Consider the following 18,147-nt stretch of genomic DNA (forward strand, 5'->3'; position numbering starts at 1 on the left):
TTTCCTATCTTTATTGAATCCAACCGTTTGTTTTCATTTCTGTTAGCTTTTCTTGCGCGGCTTTTACTTCAGATTCATTTTCATTTGCTTGCACTGTTTTTCTTAAGAAACGACTTGCTTCCTCGTATTTTTTCTGTTTAATTTTAAACATCCCGAATGCAAAATTCACATGCGGATTTTCATCGTTTTGTGCGTATGCTTCTGTGAAAAGCTTCTCTGCTTCATTCCCTTGTCCCACTTTATCGTATAAAATCCCTATATTTACAAGCGTATTTATGTCGCGTGTTCCACTGCTGACAACTCTATTGTAAGCTTCTAACGCTTGCTGATATGCAGCAGTACTCTTTGCACCATCTCGCGTTTCATAAAATTGACCCGCTTCGTAATACACAATTCCAAGTTGATTTAACAACTCAATATTTTTCATATCTTTTTGAATTGCTACTTGTAAAATGTGAGATGCTTGTTGATAATTCATTTCTTTCTTCGCACTATCAATTAAGTTTGTTTTATTCCAAAGCACATATAAATTTGAAAGTTCAATTGTATATATGGCATTCTTTGAATCTTGCATGATAGCTTCTTTAAAGAAAGATTCTGCTTTGTCTAACTGTACTGTTGCGGTTGATAGTTGACCTTTTAAATATGAAACAATTGCCTTATCCTCATTTGTTTTCGTACTCATTTTGACAATAACATCTTCCGCTTTTTCAAATTCTTTCATTTTCATATGACTTACAGCTAAATCTCGCATTGCATCTTTTTTGTATGGTTCAATTCCCTTTGCATTATTCGCTAGCGCTTGTTCAAAATTTTGCACTGCTTCTTGATATTTCCCAATTCGGAAATTTGCTGAGGCTAATAGATAAGCAGCTTCATTATTTTCTTTATCTATTTCTCTATCTTTTATTAGTTTTGTAATATAATCGATTGCAATTTTATTTTTTCCTTCAGCAACGTAAATCGTTGCTAATTGGAGATAAGCCTCGTCTTTACTCTTCACAGCAATTGCCTGTCCAACAGCTTCTTCTGCTTTTGTATATTTTTTATCATCATAAGCTTGTCGTGCTTGTTCCATAAACTTTTGATATTTCGCGTTTGTTGTGTAGAAATAAAACAACGTCGAACCACCTATTACAACAACTACAGTTGAGCTAATAATCAAAATCCGTTTTTTATTCTTTTTCCACCATGTAGAAAAAGCCGATGGTTCACTTTGTTCATGCGCTATTGTAAGTGGTTGATTTGATGCTTTTGCATTTAAAATCTCATCATCTATATCATATTCCACTTGTTTTTTCGTTTGTTTCCGGCTCTGTAGAATGCTATTTGGAACTGTAATTGTAGCTGCTACTTCTTGCTGCGACTCTGTTCCTTCGCCTTCTTTTATCTCTTCAATAATGCTTTCAATTTCCTGTTTTAACGCCTGATCAATGTTTGGAAATTGTACGATTCGTGAATAGACGAAACAAGCAAATGCTGCATTGTTTTCACGTTCCAATTCAGTAGCTAATTCCAAATAATGTTGTAGGACCATTTTATTATTTATTTCAGGCTCTTGACTCTCCATAGTTTGAATGATATATGCGAGTTCTTTTTGCAGAGCTGTTGATGGATTGAGTGAATTGAAAATTATTTTATATTCATATAATGCCGCTTGTTTAAATCCTCTCTCTTCTAATAATCTTGCAATTTCCAAACATTTTGATACAAAAAGAGAGTGTTCTTCTGCTGACTGCCTTTCCGCATCAATTTTTATTCTTTCTCTCACGCTATTAAATACATCGTACCACTGTGCAAAGCTTGGGCATTCTGCGAAAGAATTACTACTCCATGCCTGCTTAAATAATTTTGCAATTTCCCCGTTCCATTGATTATGTAATACTTGCTGAAGTAACGTATATCTTTCACATTCTGTCTGCATTTCTTCCGTTTTAAAGTAACTTGCATCCGTCCATTTTTTATTTCGAACCTCTTCACTACACCAACTTAATATTTCTCCTAATAAAATAGCCCCAGCAAATCGATCGGCTTCTTTTTGCCATACTCCACTTGTCAAATACTTTGGTGCGTAACCCGCTGAACCTGCTGGCAATAATGAAGGTCTTTTCGTTTCTGGGCCATACATTTGCTCAACATCAACAAGTTCTATATTGTGTTGGCCTTCAATTGCATTTTCACTTAAGAAAGGTACAAGTACGTTGCTAGACGATAAATCATTATGAGCAACTTCATTTTCTTCCATCATTTTAAGTGTTGTAAGAAATGCTTCTGCAATAAAGAAACATTGTTCTTTTGATAACATTCGTTGTTCTTGTAAAATATCAGCCCAAGTTGGACCTTCAATCCAAGGCATTACAATACTATTAGCAAGATCTTCTGATTTTTCGATAGCAGATGTATGTTCTTCTTTAGTAACAATATAGCGTGAACATACTTTCAGACCCACTAAGGAAGAAAGTGGTTTCAAAAATGCTAGTTGATGTTTTTCCTCACGATAGCGTTCCTTAAAAACTTTTAATGCAATTCGTTCTACACCATTTTCCTGTTGTAATTGATAAACTGTTCCTTGTCTTCCCTCTTGACCATAGGGCATCTCAATACCAATTACAGCTGGGTGTTTCTCAAAACGATAAACATCTTTATTAAGATTAATTTTTTCTCCTACTTCTGGTCGGAATCCCATTTTATCCCCTTACTCTCGTATAACAATTTTTCAAAAAAAGACCAGGAACAATAGCTCCTGGTCTTTTGCAATTGTTCTATTCTTAGTATGTGTTATCTGTACTACGGAATTTCTCAGCAATACGTTTTAGGTCTCTCGAAATTCCTTCTAAAATAGGAATGTATTGTTGCATTTTTTGTTTAGAATTTTCAAATTCCCCTCTGAATTTCGCTTGTGTTGACCCAGCCCATTGACCATCTAAACTTTTAATATCGCCTTCAAGTCTATTAACTTGACTTTGCGCTTCCGCAGCTGCGTTATTAAAGTTATTAGCAATTCTTTCAAGGTCTTCTGGTCTAATTTTAATTTCTGTCATTGTATTAATTTCCCCTTTCAAATCATAAATGATACAACAATTAGATTATAAACTATATTCATACAATTTTAAAAGAGTTAAATTGCAAAAAAATTCTATTTTATAGTAATTTAACCCTATTTTAATATTATTTCACTTTTAATTCAGACCATTTCACACTAATTTTGTCTGTCATCGTGCGAAGTAAATGTAACGGTGTATATGCACATTTTATTTTTATTGGCTTTCTACGTATGCAATATCCATCCCCACTTAATAATTCTTGATCCATTTCAGCATGTGGAAGTTTCATATTAAAGAAATACACATCGTTATTGTGAGTCGTTCCTAATAAATAACCAATACTTCTCTTTCTAATTTCCGCAAACCATTTTTCATGAGAAAAGTTATTTACACTAGATGTTGTAGCCGCCGTTAAAAAATGAATCCCTTTATTCTTACAATTTTGAACTATTAGTTCCATTTTATTTTTCGCCTCATAATCAATAGATAATACAGTTAACATTTGATCAATATCATCAATTGCAATGATTATTTTCTTATATGGAAACTCCACTGCTACGTTTGGATCTATAGAAGGTACTACTGCTTCTCTATTATTTATTAGCTCTAACAATTCATCTAACATTTCTTTTAATTGCATATCATTTGTAACTTTCTTCTTCACATGAGGTAAATCTCCAAGAGCTAATATGCCAGTAGGTCTTTCACCAAGGTCTACTAAGTATAGCTCAACCTTTTCTGGAGAGTATTGGTATGTAGTAGTGAAAAGAAGTGTTTGTAATAATGATGTTTTTCCACCTTCTATTCTTCCACCGATAAATATATGATTCATTTCGTCCAATGAAAAATTTTGCAAACGGATATCATCTGTTTCAACTCCTGCAGAAATTTGAGTTGGTTCTAATTGCTCAACTAAATCTTCTACAAATATTTCTTTAGGAACCATTGGAATCTCTTTTGCTTTTTCACCATTCCATTCACTGCCCATTTTTTGAATAATCGTTTTTAATTGCTGTGAGTATTCTAATTCACTTTCACCTATAAACGGTAGTGCTGCTTGGAACAATTCAGGTGGTTGACCTTTCATTAACCCACGGCCAGTAGGAACTTCAATTAACGGGAAATTTGGTCTACCAACTAAACTAGGATATTCAGCTCTATCTTGCAATTCAAATGTAATTGCCATCGGTATATTATTACGAACACGATCAAACATATCAATTGTTTGATTAAGTGAGAAATAGAAGTACACGCCATATGTGCTTGATTCGCGTAATAACATTTCTAATACTTCATTCTCTTTTTCAAATTCATTTTTAAATCTTATATAACCATCTACCATTACAACGATAGCAGGAATTTTCTTTCCAACCATTCGATTATACATAGAGAATGACTTTGCACCTATATTAGAAAAACTCTCTTTTCTATGCGTGATTTCCTTCTTTAAAAATCCGAATAGACGTTTCATTTTTTCATTTTCGTCCTCTTGTACAACCCCGCCTACATGAGGTAAATCTCTAAAATCTAAGAACATACGACCAAAATCAATAATATAAAAATTCACTTCTTCTGATGTATGAGATACTGCTAAGGACATAATAATTGTTTGTAACATCGTTGTTTTTCCTGTTCCTGGCATACCATAAATATTTAAATGTCCTTCTTGTAAATCTAACTTCAACGGAAATTGCGCTTGATTTGCAACATCATCAATTAATCCTATTGTTACTTGTAAATATTCTTTCGGTTTATTCCACTCACCAATTGTCCAATTTTCCATAGCATAAAATTCTTTTAACAATAATTTTTCCGGTAATGGATCCAGCCAAGGTCCTGGTAATGCTTTAATATTTTCTTTTTCTGATACGCTCTGTACATATTGAATAAAAGCTTGTAATTGCTTTGGACTATTTGTCATTGGTTTTGGACGCTTTTTCACTTTTATTCTTTCACCGGAAAGCTTCACTTCTGTAAAGTCAACAATATCAAGAACTTTCTCTTCATCTGGATTATAAGGTGCTCCACTCCATGCAGATTGGAATAATTCCAATACTTCATTGCTACCAACTTGAAGATATCCTCGCCCTGGTACATTGATTTTAGATGCATCTGGAATCTTTAACATTTCACGACTATCCGCGTCATCTTGTACACGTAAACAAATTCGAAAACGTGAGTTACTCCAAATCTTGTCATTTACAACCCCTGAAGGTTTTTGAGTTGCTAATAATAAGTGAACTCCTAATGTCCTTCCTATTGCAGCGACACTAATTAGCTCGTCCATAAATTCTGGTTGTTCCTTTTTCATTTGAGCAAACTCATCAATAACAATAAATAAATGTGGTAAAGGTTCTTTTTCACGCCAGCTTGTTTCATAATATTCATCTAGATGCTGAACATTTCCAGCTTGAATGAATAATTTTTGTCTCCGTTCTAGTTCTGCCTTTAATGAAATTCTGGCACGCTCAATTAAGTTCGGGTCCTCTAAGTTCGTAATAGATGCAATAATATGCGGTAATCCCGCAAATGTGTTTGACATCCCACCACCTTTATAATCGATAAGCATAAATGCCATCTCATGAGGGTGATAGGTTGCTGCTAACGCTGCTATTATAGACTGAATTACTTCACTTTTTCCTGATCCTGTTGTACCAGCCATTAGACCATGTGGACCATGCCCTTTTTTCTCTATTTTATCGTGAATATTTAGAAAAACAGGTTTACTTCCTTCTCTTACACCAATTGGAACCGGTAATGAAGTCGGATATCGATTTTCTTTCCATCTCTCTAGCACTTGTAACTCTTCCATATTTTTAGCTTGAAACAAGTCTAAAAATGTTAATACTTTCGGAATGTTGGCTGCTGTAGAACTTTTCATTCGAATTGGAGCAATGCTTCGCGCTCCTAGTTCACATCGCTCGAATGAAAGTCGATCCACTTTAAAACTAGCACGCGTTGTTCCACTATTTTCAGCTGAGCTTGAAAACGTTTCTACTAACTCACCATTTTCTCCATTTAAGCTTATTACAAGATCACATTCCATCGGTAAGCGTTCCTTTTGTTCCGCAAAAATAAATGTAGAAGCTCCTACACTTTCACCTTCTCTAAGTAACATTGGAGTTAAAGGATCATCTTCTAAAAATTCTCTCGCTGATAAGAAAAATACATACATCGGAATTAAAGGAACTTTTGCATCTGCTTGCGCAGAAGAATTATAGATTCTACGCATATTAAGTGGGGTAAATAGTACTTCAGCTAGTTTCTGTGCATCTTGTTGATTTTCAGATAAAAAGCGCATACTTCTCTGTTCATCCCATACGTGAGGAAGCCACCTCATCCAATCCCACTGCTTTTTCTCCTTCTCATGATAAAATGCTGCTATTTTCACTTCATTTGGTGCATGATGCGTCATAATTTGCGTCGTTACAATTCGAATAAAGTTTAGTCTATCTTCTTTATTTCCGACTACACCAATTACATCATTTTTTTTCAAAGAAATTGAAATATGGCCATTCGGTATCGTATTGAAATCCCTTTTCACATTTTGTGCTTCTGTAACTAATGGGTCTTCTTCATAACCTTTCTGCTCAGGCACCTTCAATTCTACAAGGAATGGTCTTTCTCCAGTTCCAATACGAATATCTAAAAAGTCCGGACTTTCAGGTGTTCTCTCCCATAAATTACTTTCCCGATTTTCAATTCTTTGTACACTTTTTAATGGGCTTGGATTTTGTGTAATTAAATATTTTGCTTGTTCAACCTTTAACGTATCTAATTCCACTCGATGCTTTTGAATTTGCTCTAAATATCTTGTTTGTAATTGTTCAACCATTTGACGATGTTCTTTCTTTTTACGGAAATGTCCCATCGTTGTAATTATATATGATCCCAACATCGGAATACTTGAAACCATCATTAATGGCATATAACTTGCATTCATCTTCATAAATTTCATCATTACAAAATATAACACTAATGTTAAAACCGTCATCATTGCAGGCATTAACATTGTTTCAATTGAAAACTTCGGCTCCTCCGGTATATTCGGTGGATCATGAATAATAACATCCCCTGTTGGTATATCTACTTTCACACGCGGAGAGCGTTGAAAATACGGTGACTTTTGCACAAAACATTTCTCCTTCCCCATCCAAAAACTATTACTCAATGATTTTCCATACATAATCTTCTTCACTAGAAGACATATCTTGTTTAACGGGTTCATTATAAACTTCTTCTGCTGGCATCATTTCAAAAGAAGGGATAATTGCTCCTTTTTTATGTAGCATTACATATTGTCCATCCCACACATCATTATCGCGCAACGTTTCATCATTTCGAATAGAATGCCATTCTTCTTTATCTTTTGTCACTCTAATTTCATACATACCGCTCAATGTTTCATCTATTTTTTCATGATGTAAAATTGCTTCAATAATTTGTACCGCTTTTACGTCATTTGGAATTGCAATATCAATTTCTTCATTTGACTGTTTTATGTATGTCACAATAATCTCTTCCACGTTTATTCACCTTTTTTCCATCGTGTTTATTACCAAGAAACATCTAAAAATGAAATATCATCGCTTGTCGGAGAGTTCTGTGCCCTCTCAATTTCTTTTAACACTTCCTCAACGTTATACTGCTTAAGCAGCGTAAGTCCGTCTGAGTGAATAACTATCCGATTCGCTTCTTGTCTAGATAATGTCTTTGAAAAAACCGCCAATTCCCCACCAATAATGCCTCGCCGTGTAGACCATCTTTTCTCTATATTTCTCTCAAACTTCATTACATTCGAACAATTCTCTTTATCTTGAAACAATTGTACAAATGAATCGCCATGTGTAACTATCGTTATTTGTACTTTATCTTCATTTGGAATAAGTTCTATTTTCCCACCAATAAACATAGCTTCACTACCTTGTTTTCGCTTTTCCTCCAAGACATCGCGAAGTAACCACGGTGTTTGTTCTGGCAATCGAAATGCATTCACTTCCTCTGAAGCTTCTTCTATCCAATTATTTAACTGTTCATTTAATAATGTAGCAATATCCAGTCCACTTCCTTGACATGTATCAAACAAGTTTACTAACTTCATACCAAGAAATTCTGCAGCAATTTCACCATGAAAAGACAGCCCTACACCATCACATAACGCAAATATGAAACGAGTTCCATTATCTTGAAATGCTAGGAAGTCTTGTCCACCCTCATTTAAATCCTGCGTTTCCTTTGCTCTTACATAGCTATATCGATATGTAAAATGTTTCATTTTCTTTTCTTGCAATATCGTTTCTTTCTTTTGCGAGAGGATATATTTCAACATACTCCCCCTCCTATCGAACCGGCGTTGCGGCAGACATTTGAAATCCAAGTGATACTAAGTCCGCATTTGTCCCTGGAAACATCATCACAGCACCATCTGTAATATGAAACCCATGCTCCGTCATCATCTCACGATAGCTTTGAGGTATAGGCGATGAAAGTCTTTGCAACTTTGCACCATATTCATCTGTAATCTCTGTATTTGGCATAATCCCTTCCCACTTCTTTATATTAGAAATTTGCTCTTGCATAATTTCATCTGAAATAAAAATATTTTCAATTAGTACGTTTCCATCAGGTACAGACATATTCATAATTCTTCGTACAATTAATTCTGGATCTTCACCAGTTGAAGCCCCATCTGTCATATGACAAACAACAGGGGCTGGTCCATCTTGTAAATTTGGTAATTCCTTTTGCAATAACTTCTCCACTACAGAGAAAGCTTTTGCTGTATCAGTTAAACGATGCGTTTGAATTTTTTCTAATGGGCGCAGTCTTGCTACCTCATCTATTGTTTTCACACCACCCAATAAATCAAAAACATGATCGCTATAGGCTAAAATAGATAACTTATATCTTGGAAGCAGGCGACTACCTTTTGTTGAACGAAATACCATTTGGCGAATCGCTAAAGAAAGAGCATCCGTTACAATATCAATTCTTCTTTTTTCTTCTCCGCCTGCATCCATCATTTGGTTCATTGATGCGCTTACATCAAGAAGATAAATTATATAAGCTGGTGTTTGTTGTGTTGCTTGAGTTTGATATAACATGTTTCATACCCTTCCATACATTATTATATGAACTTTTTTTATATTCATATTTCATTATAACTTATGAATTTTCTTTTTCTCAATTCATTATAAAATGTTCTTAATATAATTTACATATTTTCACACAAAAAATATTATTATTCTCTTCCACTTTTATTAAAATGCAAAGTACCCTTCTATACTATAGAAGGGTGCTCATGTTATGGTATAAGACGCGTACAATCTCTTGGAAAAGCGCTCGCTTCTCTCACATTCGATAATTCTAAAAATTTATATACAACTCTCTCTAACCCAATTCCAAAACCACCGTGCGGGGGACAACCGTATCGGAATGTATTTAAATAAGATTGAAATTTATCTGGATGTAATCCTTTTTCTTTAAAGGAAGTTAGTAACATTTCATAATTATGAATTCGCTGTGCCCCTGATGTTATTTCTAATCCTTTATATAGTAAGTCGAACGAATCAGTAATAGATGGATTCTCGTTATTCGGCATCGTATACATCGGTCTCGCTTCTTTCGGATAATGTGTAATGAAAACAAACTCACTCTTATATGTTTCCTTCACATATTTCCCTAGTAACTTCTCACCTTCTGTATCTAAATCACCAATTGGCGATTCTTTCCGATACTTACTTTTTAAGATTTCTTGTGCTTGTAACAATGTAATTTTCGGTATTTCTGTAATAACAGGTACTTCTATTTGTAATAGTTGTAGTTCTTTCTCACAGTTTTTTGCTACTTGTTGAAACATATATCGTAATACATCCGTTTCTAATTGCATCACTTCATGAAAATCATTTATAAAGCCAATCTCTACGTCTAACGATATATATTCATTCAAATGACGGGAAGAATTGTGATGTTCCGCTCTATATACAGGCGCAATTTCAAACACACGTTCTAATCCTCCCGCTACCATCATTTGCTTATAAAACTGTGGTGATTGAGCTAAATACGCTTCTTTTTGGAAGTATGGCAACTTAAAAACATTTGCTCCTCCTTCTGCTCCTTGCGAAACAATTTTTGGAGTATATATACGTGTGAAATCGTTCTCTATAAGGAATTCACTAAAGCTCTGGACGAGCGTAGATTTCACTTTAAATATAGCCGCGGTTCGCTCATGTCTTAATGATAATACCCGTTCATTCAGTAGTTGATCTAAGCCAACTTGTAACTTCTTTTTATTTATTTCAAATGGAAGTGGTTCTGCGCCATTTAATATTTTCACTTCGTGAGCAAGCACTTCAATCCCTAATTCTGTTTTCGAAGTCTCTACTATTTGGCCTACGACTTGAACAACACTCTCCACATCTACTTTAAATCCAGCTAGCTCGTTTTCTAATACGCATTGCATAACCCCTGATCGATCCCTTATTAATAAAAAACTAACATTACCTAGATGACGAATCTTTTTTACCCATCCTTGAAGTAATACAACTTTTCCGCTTTGCTTTGTACATTCTTTTGTGAGTGAACGCTTCATTACATTTCCCTCCAGTAAATTTATATTTATTTACGTTATTGTTATCATCGGCATCATCCACGGTCACTCACCTCCCTTCAAAGAATACAAAAATCCGCCCCTATAAATAGGGACGGATTTTTCCGCGGTACCACCCAAATTGTCATAATGACCATCTTAGCCCTGATAACGGTAGGTACCGTTTGCTTTTACTAATTATCACGTTCAAAGCAACACTCACAGGTGTCTTTCCATCATGCGGTATCGCAATCTTCTCAGCAACCAATTGCTCTCTGTAGACCTTTGCATCATGTACTTTTCCTGATCATCACTTTTTATATTTACAGAGTATTCTATCTCTTCACACTATAAAATGCAAGCACTTTTAATATATTTTAATTTTTCACATCCAGTTTTGTACAATTTCCTCTAAAGCCATTCCACGTGAGCCTTTTAATAATACAACATCATTTTGCGTTATAATTTTTAATACTTCCTCTGCTATCTCGGCTTTATTATCAAATGATTGTACTTTTCCTGCATGATAGTTCTTTCTTGCTTCTTCCGCTACAATTTTGGCTAACTCTCCATACGTAAATACATATTGAATGCTCTCCTCATTTAACATTTTACCAATTTCTCTATGATATGTTTCACCTTTCTTCCCTAACTCCAACATATCCCCAATCACTATCATTTTTTTCTTATAGGCATTTAATTTCTGCAACGTTTCAATTGCAACCTTCATGGAGGAAGGACTGGCATTCCATGCATCGTTAATAATTGTAAAACCTGTTTTAGCGGTTAAAAACTGAAAGCGCATTTGTGTAATATTTATTTGCTGCAATGCTTCTTGTATTTTTTCTATAGGGACTTTGTAAAATTGACCTACAGCGATTCCGACAATCGTATTAAAAATATTATGTTTTCCATGTAAGGGAACATCGTACTGTATTTTTGAATGATTTAATTTAAAATGAACACCATATTCATCTAATTGTACGTTCGTTGGAAACAAATCATTTGTATACTTTCGACCAAACGACTTACTTTCTATACTTAGCATATTAATATGTTGAGAAAGTAATGGCTCATCACCATTATATAAGAACAGTCCATCGTCATGTAATCCGTCTATAATTTCAAATTTAGCCTTCGCAACCTCTTCTCTTGATCCAAGCGTCTCTAGATGTGACTGTCCAATCATTGTAATAATCGCTACATCTGGCTGTGCGATTCGTGATAAATTTCGAATTTGTCCTTTTTCACTCATTCCCATTTCAAGTATTAAGAACTCAGTATTTCGTTCCATTTCTAAAATTGTTAACGGTAAACCGATTTGACTATTAAAATCACCTTTTGTTTTATGCACTCTATAAGTTGAACTTAAAATGCTTCCTATTATATCTTTTACCGTAGTCTTGCCATTACTACCTGTAATTCCTATTACTTTTACATTTATCTCTCTTCGATAAAATTGTGCCAATTGTTGCAAAGCAAACAAAGTGTCATCTACAAATATAATTGGAATCCCTTTTGGCGGAGTACCGTAAGACTTTTTCCATAAGGAAGCGACAGCTCCATTATCCATTGCTTCTTTCACATACTCATGCCCATTTTTCATCCTAATGATTGGAACAAATAAATTTCCTTCTTTCATGTTTTTGGAATCTATGCAGACACCATGTATCTCTATAAGATGAAACGATTCTTGTAATCCTTCTCCATTTACTACTTCTTCAAGTTTTTTCAAATTCATTTGAATCAAAGTATCACCTTTTTCCATTAAATTACATATTTACTGTTTTATTTACACATATTAATAAAAATTTTATAGCGAGGTGTGTATATGCAAAAAGCGATTAGTTTCTTTCTCCTATTGTTTTGCCTAATTGTAGTAAACGAAACGTACGCCTATTCACCAAAATCTTTACCAATCTCTCAAAACTCTGATCAATGGCAAGTGAATATTGATAAACCGAAAAAAACAAACAAGAATATGCTTCAAGCTAAAAAAGATGAATTTCAAACATATCAATTTTCAGTGAAAAATGTTGGAAACAGTGAAGTATATAATGTACAAGTCGAAGTATTCCGCAACGAGCCAAAAACAAAAACGAAATATGAACTCTTCTCCCTAAAGGAAAACCGTTTAGCAAGCGGAAAAACTGGATTTGAACATGCTAATTTTCCAGTTGCTACAAAAGCAGATGAAGTTGATGTAATGATTACTTGGCAAGAACACCCTTTCCGCTCCATGCGAAATGGTCAAAAAGTGGAGTCTAGAAAATTTAAAGAGCATTTTGTTTTTAAAGACGAAAAAAAATAAATGAAATGCGAATAAATTCACATTATCATTCATATAGCTTACTTTACTAGTACCAGTTCTAAGGCAAATTAAAAAGTCGTGGCTTATACATGCCACGACTTTTTATATTAATTCGTACTAATTCCTCTCGCTGCCCAAATACGATCGATATCAGCGGCATGTTGTCCGCCATATAAAAGAGCATCCGCTTGCTTAATTGCTTTTGCTCCATCACTGAATTTAGAGTTTGGTGTTAACGACCAGTGCGATTGTAAAATAATTTTCGTTGCAACATCACGACCAAATGCTTGCGCCATCTCATATTGTCCTTGAGCCCAAATTTCTCCATCATCATGTACTTCATTCGTAATATCTTTCGGATACACTTTATTATTATCTAATCGGCGTAAGCACGTTGGATCTGAACTAGAATAAGCAGTCGCATCCCATTCTCCAACACATGCTTTTCCGTAGCCTGTTGTCGATACTGCATCTTCATACGTAGCACCTAAGAAATCACCAAATCCTTCTCCCATCGCTCCACCTTCTGCAGAACTACCGAAGCCAGGAACTTGGTTATCTTGAATTGAATGTCCATATTCATGTGCGATAATACCTGCATCTTCTGCATCATCTACTCCGCCAGTACCAAAGGTTAAAGCTTTCGTTGTCGGAGAATAAAATGAGTTGTCCGCCGTTGTTCCATTCACATTCACTTTAATAGAGCGATTATTAATATTTTTAAAACCTAGACTTTGAATGTAACGTTGTAAAGTATCAATATGATAATACGACATGACATCTTCAAAGCTATCATTTGCACGTGTATAGTTAAATTGTAAGTTTGTAGATTTCGTTTTTGCTTTTGAAGAAATCGTTACATACTCTCCAATTAAAAATCCTGTCCCATCTAAACCTTTTAACGTAACAGTCTTTAATTGGTTCGTTAATGCTGTTGAATCTGCATCATTGTTATCTTTTAAACCTACTTTACTACCGCTAGATACGACTGGATTAGGTAAAAATACTTTTCCTGATCCTTCTGCTTTACGGTTTATATCAACCTTTTTAATTAACTTTCCATTTTCTGCATCAACAAATGTTTCCCATGCACCAAATGGATTATTAGAATGGACTACAACTTTATATACTGGACGAGCAATTCCTTCTTCAACAATATATCCAAATTCTTTCTCTGTAGGAGCCCATAAGTTTTGTTCACTTACTTCTCCAACATACGCCATTGATTTTTGTATTGCATCTTTTTCACTAATTTTTGTTGTAACTTCCTTCACACCTTTAACAGATTGATAATCAGAAACAGCAAGTACTCCTTTTCCTTCTCCATTAAGAGTAACTGTAATTTGTTTTGAAAATACAGGTGCACCATTCACAACTTGTTGGAACCTAACATATGAAGCTACTGACGTTTCTGTTGTAGAAATATATTGTAAGTCTGAAAGGTCTGCTTTTAATCCATACTGCGCAGCATTTTCTTTTAAATATTCTGTTGCTTTTTTCTGCGGCGAATAAGCTTCTAGCTTTACTTGCTGTTGTTTTTCCAATGCCGAAACTGTAGTAATCGTCCCCATTACTAACGGCACAGTCATTGCCATTGCCACCATTTTTTTATTAAACATAGAACCACTCCCCCTAATAAAGTAGCTCAACCTTATCCCATTACCACTAGGCAATCATTCCCCACAAAATGGGGGGATAAAAATTGAATCTACGAGTAATTCTCTATGAACATTTCTATTACCTTTCCATTTAGGAGGAGTGAAATTTTCTCAATATTTATGTGTAAAGCGAAAACAATACTGTAGAAATAAATTTAAACAGCATTTTAATTAGCGTGTTATGGAGAAAGAATTTTTCTAGAGGTCCTATCGAATGTATTATGCGGAAAATAGCCGGATAAATTTCCATCATACAAAAAGGAAGTTGGAATCATTCCAACTTCCTTTTCTTTAATTAGCTGAGCTTAATTTAATGCGGAATTTTGTCTCACCTAAAGAAATTTCATCGTCTTTATTCGTTAAGTGACCAAATGTAAATTGTTTAACGAGTAAGTTTTCTTCCAACAACTCTTTATGATTCGTTAACGTTTGCTGTAGTTCTTCCTCTGTATCAAGAATTACATCTACTCGTAAATTAACAGGTAAATTCAACTGCTTACGATATTCTTGAACGGCGCGAATGAATTCACGTGCTACCCCTTCTTGTAGCAATTCTTCCGTTACATTCGTATCTAACATTACTGTATATTGTCCGTTAGTTGTATTAGAGAATCCAGATTTCGCAACTTTCTCTACTACTACATCTTCAGTCGTTACAACTATTTCTTCTCCTGATGCTACTTCGTAAACTGCTCTTTCTGTAGAGACAAAGTTTTGTACCTCGTCTTGTGATAATTGTTTTAGCCAGCCATTTACTGCATTCACATTTTTACCGAACTTCGGCCCAGCCGTTTTAAAATTCAGCTTTAATTGATAGGATGTGTATTTCGTTTCATCGAGTTCAACATGGAACGCCTTCACATTTAACTCATCCATAACGATATCACGATAAGATTCCCAATCCATATCATTTTCATTATGCTCAAGTAATACAAGTTCCGCTAACGGCTGTTTTACTTTTAAAGAATGTTGATTACGATTACTTCTTCCAAGTTCAACAACTTGTAAAACTGCATCCATTTCTGCTTCTAATTTCGGCTGAAGTAGTGATTCATTTACAACTGGATAATCGGCTAAATGAACGCTACTTCCAGTTAAATTCAAATGAATATCTTCAGCGACAAACGGTGTAAATGGTGCAATTAGTTTACTAATTGTTACAAGCACTTCATGAAGTGTCTCATACGCAGCTGCTTTTTCAGCATTCATACCAGATTCCCAGAAACGATTACGTGATCGCCTTACGTACCAATTACTTACTTCATCTACAAGCGCCGCGATTTCACGAGCTGCATTCGTAAATTGATAATCATCAAGTGCAGTTCTCACTTTTTTCGTTGTACTATGCAATCTTGATAATACCCATTCATCCAATTTCGTCCGCTTTACGTCATACGTTTCGTTCGGATTATACTCATCTAACTTTGCATATAAAACGTAGAAGCTATACACATTGACTAATGTATCTACAAATTTAGATTTTGCTTCTAATACTGTTCTTTCAGAAAAACGCTTCGCATTCCACGGAGCACTGTCAACGAGTAAAGCCCATCTTAAAGCATCAGCACCAAACTTCTCTACTAAATCAACTGGATCTAGTGCATTCCCTTTACTTTTAGACATTTTCTGTCCTTCCTCGTCTAGAACATGCCCTAGTGATAGCACTCGTTTATACGGTACTTTTCCAGTATATAGTGCTGATACAGCTAATAAACTATAAAACCAGCCGCGTGTTTGATCAATTCCTTCTGCAATTACATCTGCTGGAAACTGTTCTTCAAATAACTCTTTATTTTCAAACGGATAATGATATTGCGCAAATGGCATCGAACCACTATCAAACCAAACATCAATTACTTCTGGTGTGCGATTCATTGTACTTCCGCATTTTTCGCAGCAAACTTGCACTTCATCTACATATGGCTTATGCAATTCTAAGTCTTCAGGTGTCTCTTTCATACTATGCTTTCTTAAATCAGCAATGCTTTTCGGTGCGAATTGATGATCGCAACTTTCACATTCCCATACGTTTAATGGTGTTCCCCAATATCTATTTCGGCTAATATTCCAGTCCACCATGTTTTCTAAAAACTTACCAAATCGTCCATGTTTCATATGATCTGGATACCAAGTAACAGTATCGTTGTTTTGTAAAAATGTATCTTTAATTGCAGTCGTTCGGATTAACCAACTTTCACCTGCATAATAAAGAAGTGGTGAATCACAGCGCCAACAATGTGGGTAACTATGCTCATACTTTTCTTTATGATAAAGTAAACCCTCCTTCGCTAAATAACGAACGATATCTACGTCACAATCTTTTACAAATTTACCTTTCAAAAATGGTACTGCTTCTGTATATTCACCTTTCTCATCTACAACATGTAAGAATGACAACCCTGCACTTTGAACAACTCTATAATCGTCCTCCCCATATGCTGGAGCGATATGAACGAGTCCTGTACCACTATCTGCCGTAACAAAATCTGCTGCGATAACGTGGTAGCCATTTGTAACTTTGTTCATTGGAAATAGCGGCATATAAGATGTGCTTACTAATTCTTCACCTTTATGGACAGATAGTACTTCATAGTCTTCTTTTAATACATCTTGTACACGTTCTTTTGCAACAATGTATACATGACCTTCTTGTTTCGCTTTCACGTATTCCATATTTGGATGTACAGCGAGCGCGACATTTGCTGGAAGTGTCCAAGGTGTCGTTGTCCACCCTAGGAAATACTCATTTTCACTATCTGTCACTTTAAACTTAACTGTTGCACTTAAATCTTTTACTGTTTTATACCCTTGCGCAACCTCATGTGAACTTAGTGAAGTTTGACAGCTTGGGCAATATGGTGAAACTCTATGTCCCTTATACAATAAGCCTTTTTCATGAATCGTCCCTAAAATATGCCATACACTTTCGATATATGGATTCTCTAACGTAACGTATGGATCATCCATATCTACCCAATAACCGATACTTTCAGTGAATTCACGCCACTGTTTCTCATATGTGAATACACTCTCTTTACACTTCTTAATAAATGGTTCAATTCCATACTCTTCGATTTCATGTTTACCAGAAATACCGAGTTGCTTCTCAACACCTAATTCTACAGGTAAGCCGTGCGTATCCCATCCCGCTTTTCTTAATACTTTATAACCAGCCATCGTTTTATATCTTGCTACTACATCTTTAATTGTTCGTCCAAGTGCATGACCTACATGCGGTAGTCCGTTCGCCGTTGGTGGTCCTTCATAAAACACAAAAGATTGTGCGCCTTCTCGATTCTGAATTGATTGTTCGAAAATGCTCTGCTCGTTCCACTGTTTACGAATACGTGTTTCTCTCCCTACAGCTGACTCTTTTACATCTACTTTCTTCATCTACAATCACTCCTTTTGAATGTTTTAAAGCACACAAAAAACCCGTCCCTATAAAATAGGGACGGGTTTACCCGCGATACCACCCTAATTCTATTAGCTCTTCACTAATAGCACTTAGCAACGTACTATCATACGTGTTCTTTGTAACGGTAG

The 18,147-nt window shown here is 35.1% G+C and carries 11 protein-coding genes and 2 other annotated features (1 of these 13 cut by a window edge); of the genes, 1 reads left to right on the forward strand and 10 read right to left on the reverse strand.

The window, feature by feature from the left end; all coding sequences use genetic code 11:
• Positions 1–10: 10 nt before the first annotated feature.
• The 8 genes from FH036_RS05975 to FH036_RS06015 form a co-directional block, all read right to left on the reverse strand.
• Positions 11–2,686, reverse strand: coding sequence for a tetratricopeptide repeat protein (locus FH036_RS05975; protein ID WP_044792559.1), 2,676 nt, complete (start codon positions 2,684–2,686; stop codon positions 11–13).
• Between the two features lie 82 nt (positions 2,687–2,768).
• Positions 2,769–3,041, reverse strand: a complete 273-nt coding sequence (locus FH036_RS05980) for a WXG100 family type VII secretion target (RefSeq protein WP_000136046.1) — start codon at positions 3,039–3,041, stop codon at positions 2,769–2,771.
• A 127-nt stretch (positions 3,042–3,168) separates the two neighbouring features.
• Positions 3,169–7,176, reverse strand: a complete 4,008-nt coding sequence (gene essC, locus FH036_RS05985; RefSeq protein WP_139895511.1) for a type VII secretion protein EssC — start codon at positions 7,174–7,176, stop codon at positions 3,169–3,171.
• Between the two features lie 31 nt (positions 7,177–7,207).
• The gene (locus FH036_RS05990) at positions 7,208–7,570 is read right to left on the reverse strand and encodes a ubiquitin family protein (protein WP_000391133.1); all 363 of its coding nucleotides are present in this window, start codon (positions 7,568–7,570) and stop codon (positions 7,208–7,210) included.
• 29 nt (positions 7,571–7,599) lie between these two features.
• A complete protein-coding gene (locus tag FH036_RS05995) occupies positions 7,600–8,373 on the reverse strand; it encodes a PP2C family serine/threonine-protein phosphatase (protein ID WP_000922386.1) in 774 nt (257 codons plus the stop codon).
• 10 nt (positions 8,374–8,383) lie between these two features.
• Entirely contained in the window at positions 8,384–9,148 is a 765-nt protein-coding gene (locus FH036_RS06000) for a vWA domain-containing protein (RefSeq protein ID WP_000966843.1), read from the reverse strand.
• Positions 9,149–9,348: 200 nt separating this feature from the next.
• Entirely contained in the window at positions 9,349–10,635 is a 1,287-nt protein-coding gene (gene aspS, locus FH036_RS06005; RefSeq protein WP_138322085.1) for an aspartate--tRNA(Asn) ligase, read from the reverse strand.
• Positions 10,636–10,740: 105 nt separating this feature from the next.
• Positions 10,741–10,952, reverse strand: a binding site (T-box leader).
• Positions 10,953–11,017: 65 nt separating this feature from the next.
• A complete protein-coding gene (locus FH036_RS06015; RefSeq protein WP_139895512.1) occupies positions 11,018–12,400 on the reverse strand; it encodes a UDP-N-acetylmuramoyl-tripeptide--D-alanyl-D-alanine ligase in 1,383 nt (460 codons plus the stop codon).
• Between the two features lie 63 nt (positions 12,401–12,463).
• Here FH036_RS06015 and FH036_RS06020 point away from each other — a divergent pair, with 63 nt between their 5' ends.
• Positions 12,464–12,943 carry a hypothetical protein gene (locus FH036_RS06020; protein WP_001167915.1) on the forward strand — a complete coding sequence of 160 codons (480 nt, stop codon included), beginning with the start codon at positions 12,464–12,466 and terminating at the stop codon, positions 12,941–12,943.
• A 107-nt stretch (positions 12,944–13,050) separates the two neighbouring features.
• On the opposite strand, the gene FH036_RS06025 is transcribed toward FH036_RS06020, so the two are convergent.
• Positions 13,051–14,562, reverse strand: a complete 1,512-nt coding sequence (locus FH036_RS06025) for a M36 family metallopeptidase (RefSeq protein ID WP_000482291.1) — start codon at positions 14,560–14,562, stop codon at positions 13,051–13,053.
• A gap of 330 nt (positions 14,563–14,892) precedes the next feature.
• Complete coding sequence (ileS, locus tag FH036_RS06035; RefSeq protein WP_000754919.1) at positions 14,893–17,994, reverse strand: isoleucine--tRNA ligase; 3,102 nt, start codon at positions 17,992–17,994, stop codon at positions 14,893–14,895.
• Positions 17,995–18,048: 54 nt separating this feature from the next.
• Positions 18,049–18,147, reverse strand: a binding site (T-box leader); it runs 141 nt beyond the window's last position.

The organism is Bacillus sp. CD3-5, from assembly GCF_006349665.1.
In the GTDB taxonomy this organism is placed as follows: domain Bacteria; phylum Bacillota; class Bacilli; order Bacillales; family Bacillaceae_G; genus Bacillus_A; species Bacillus_A paranthracis.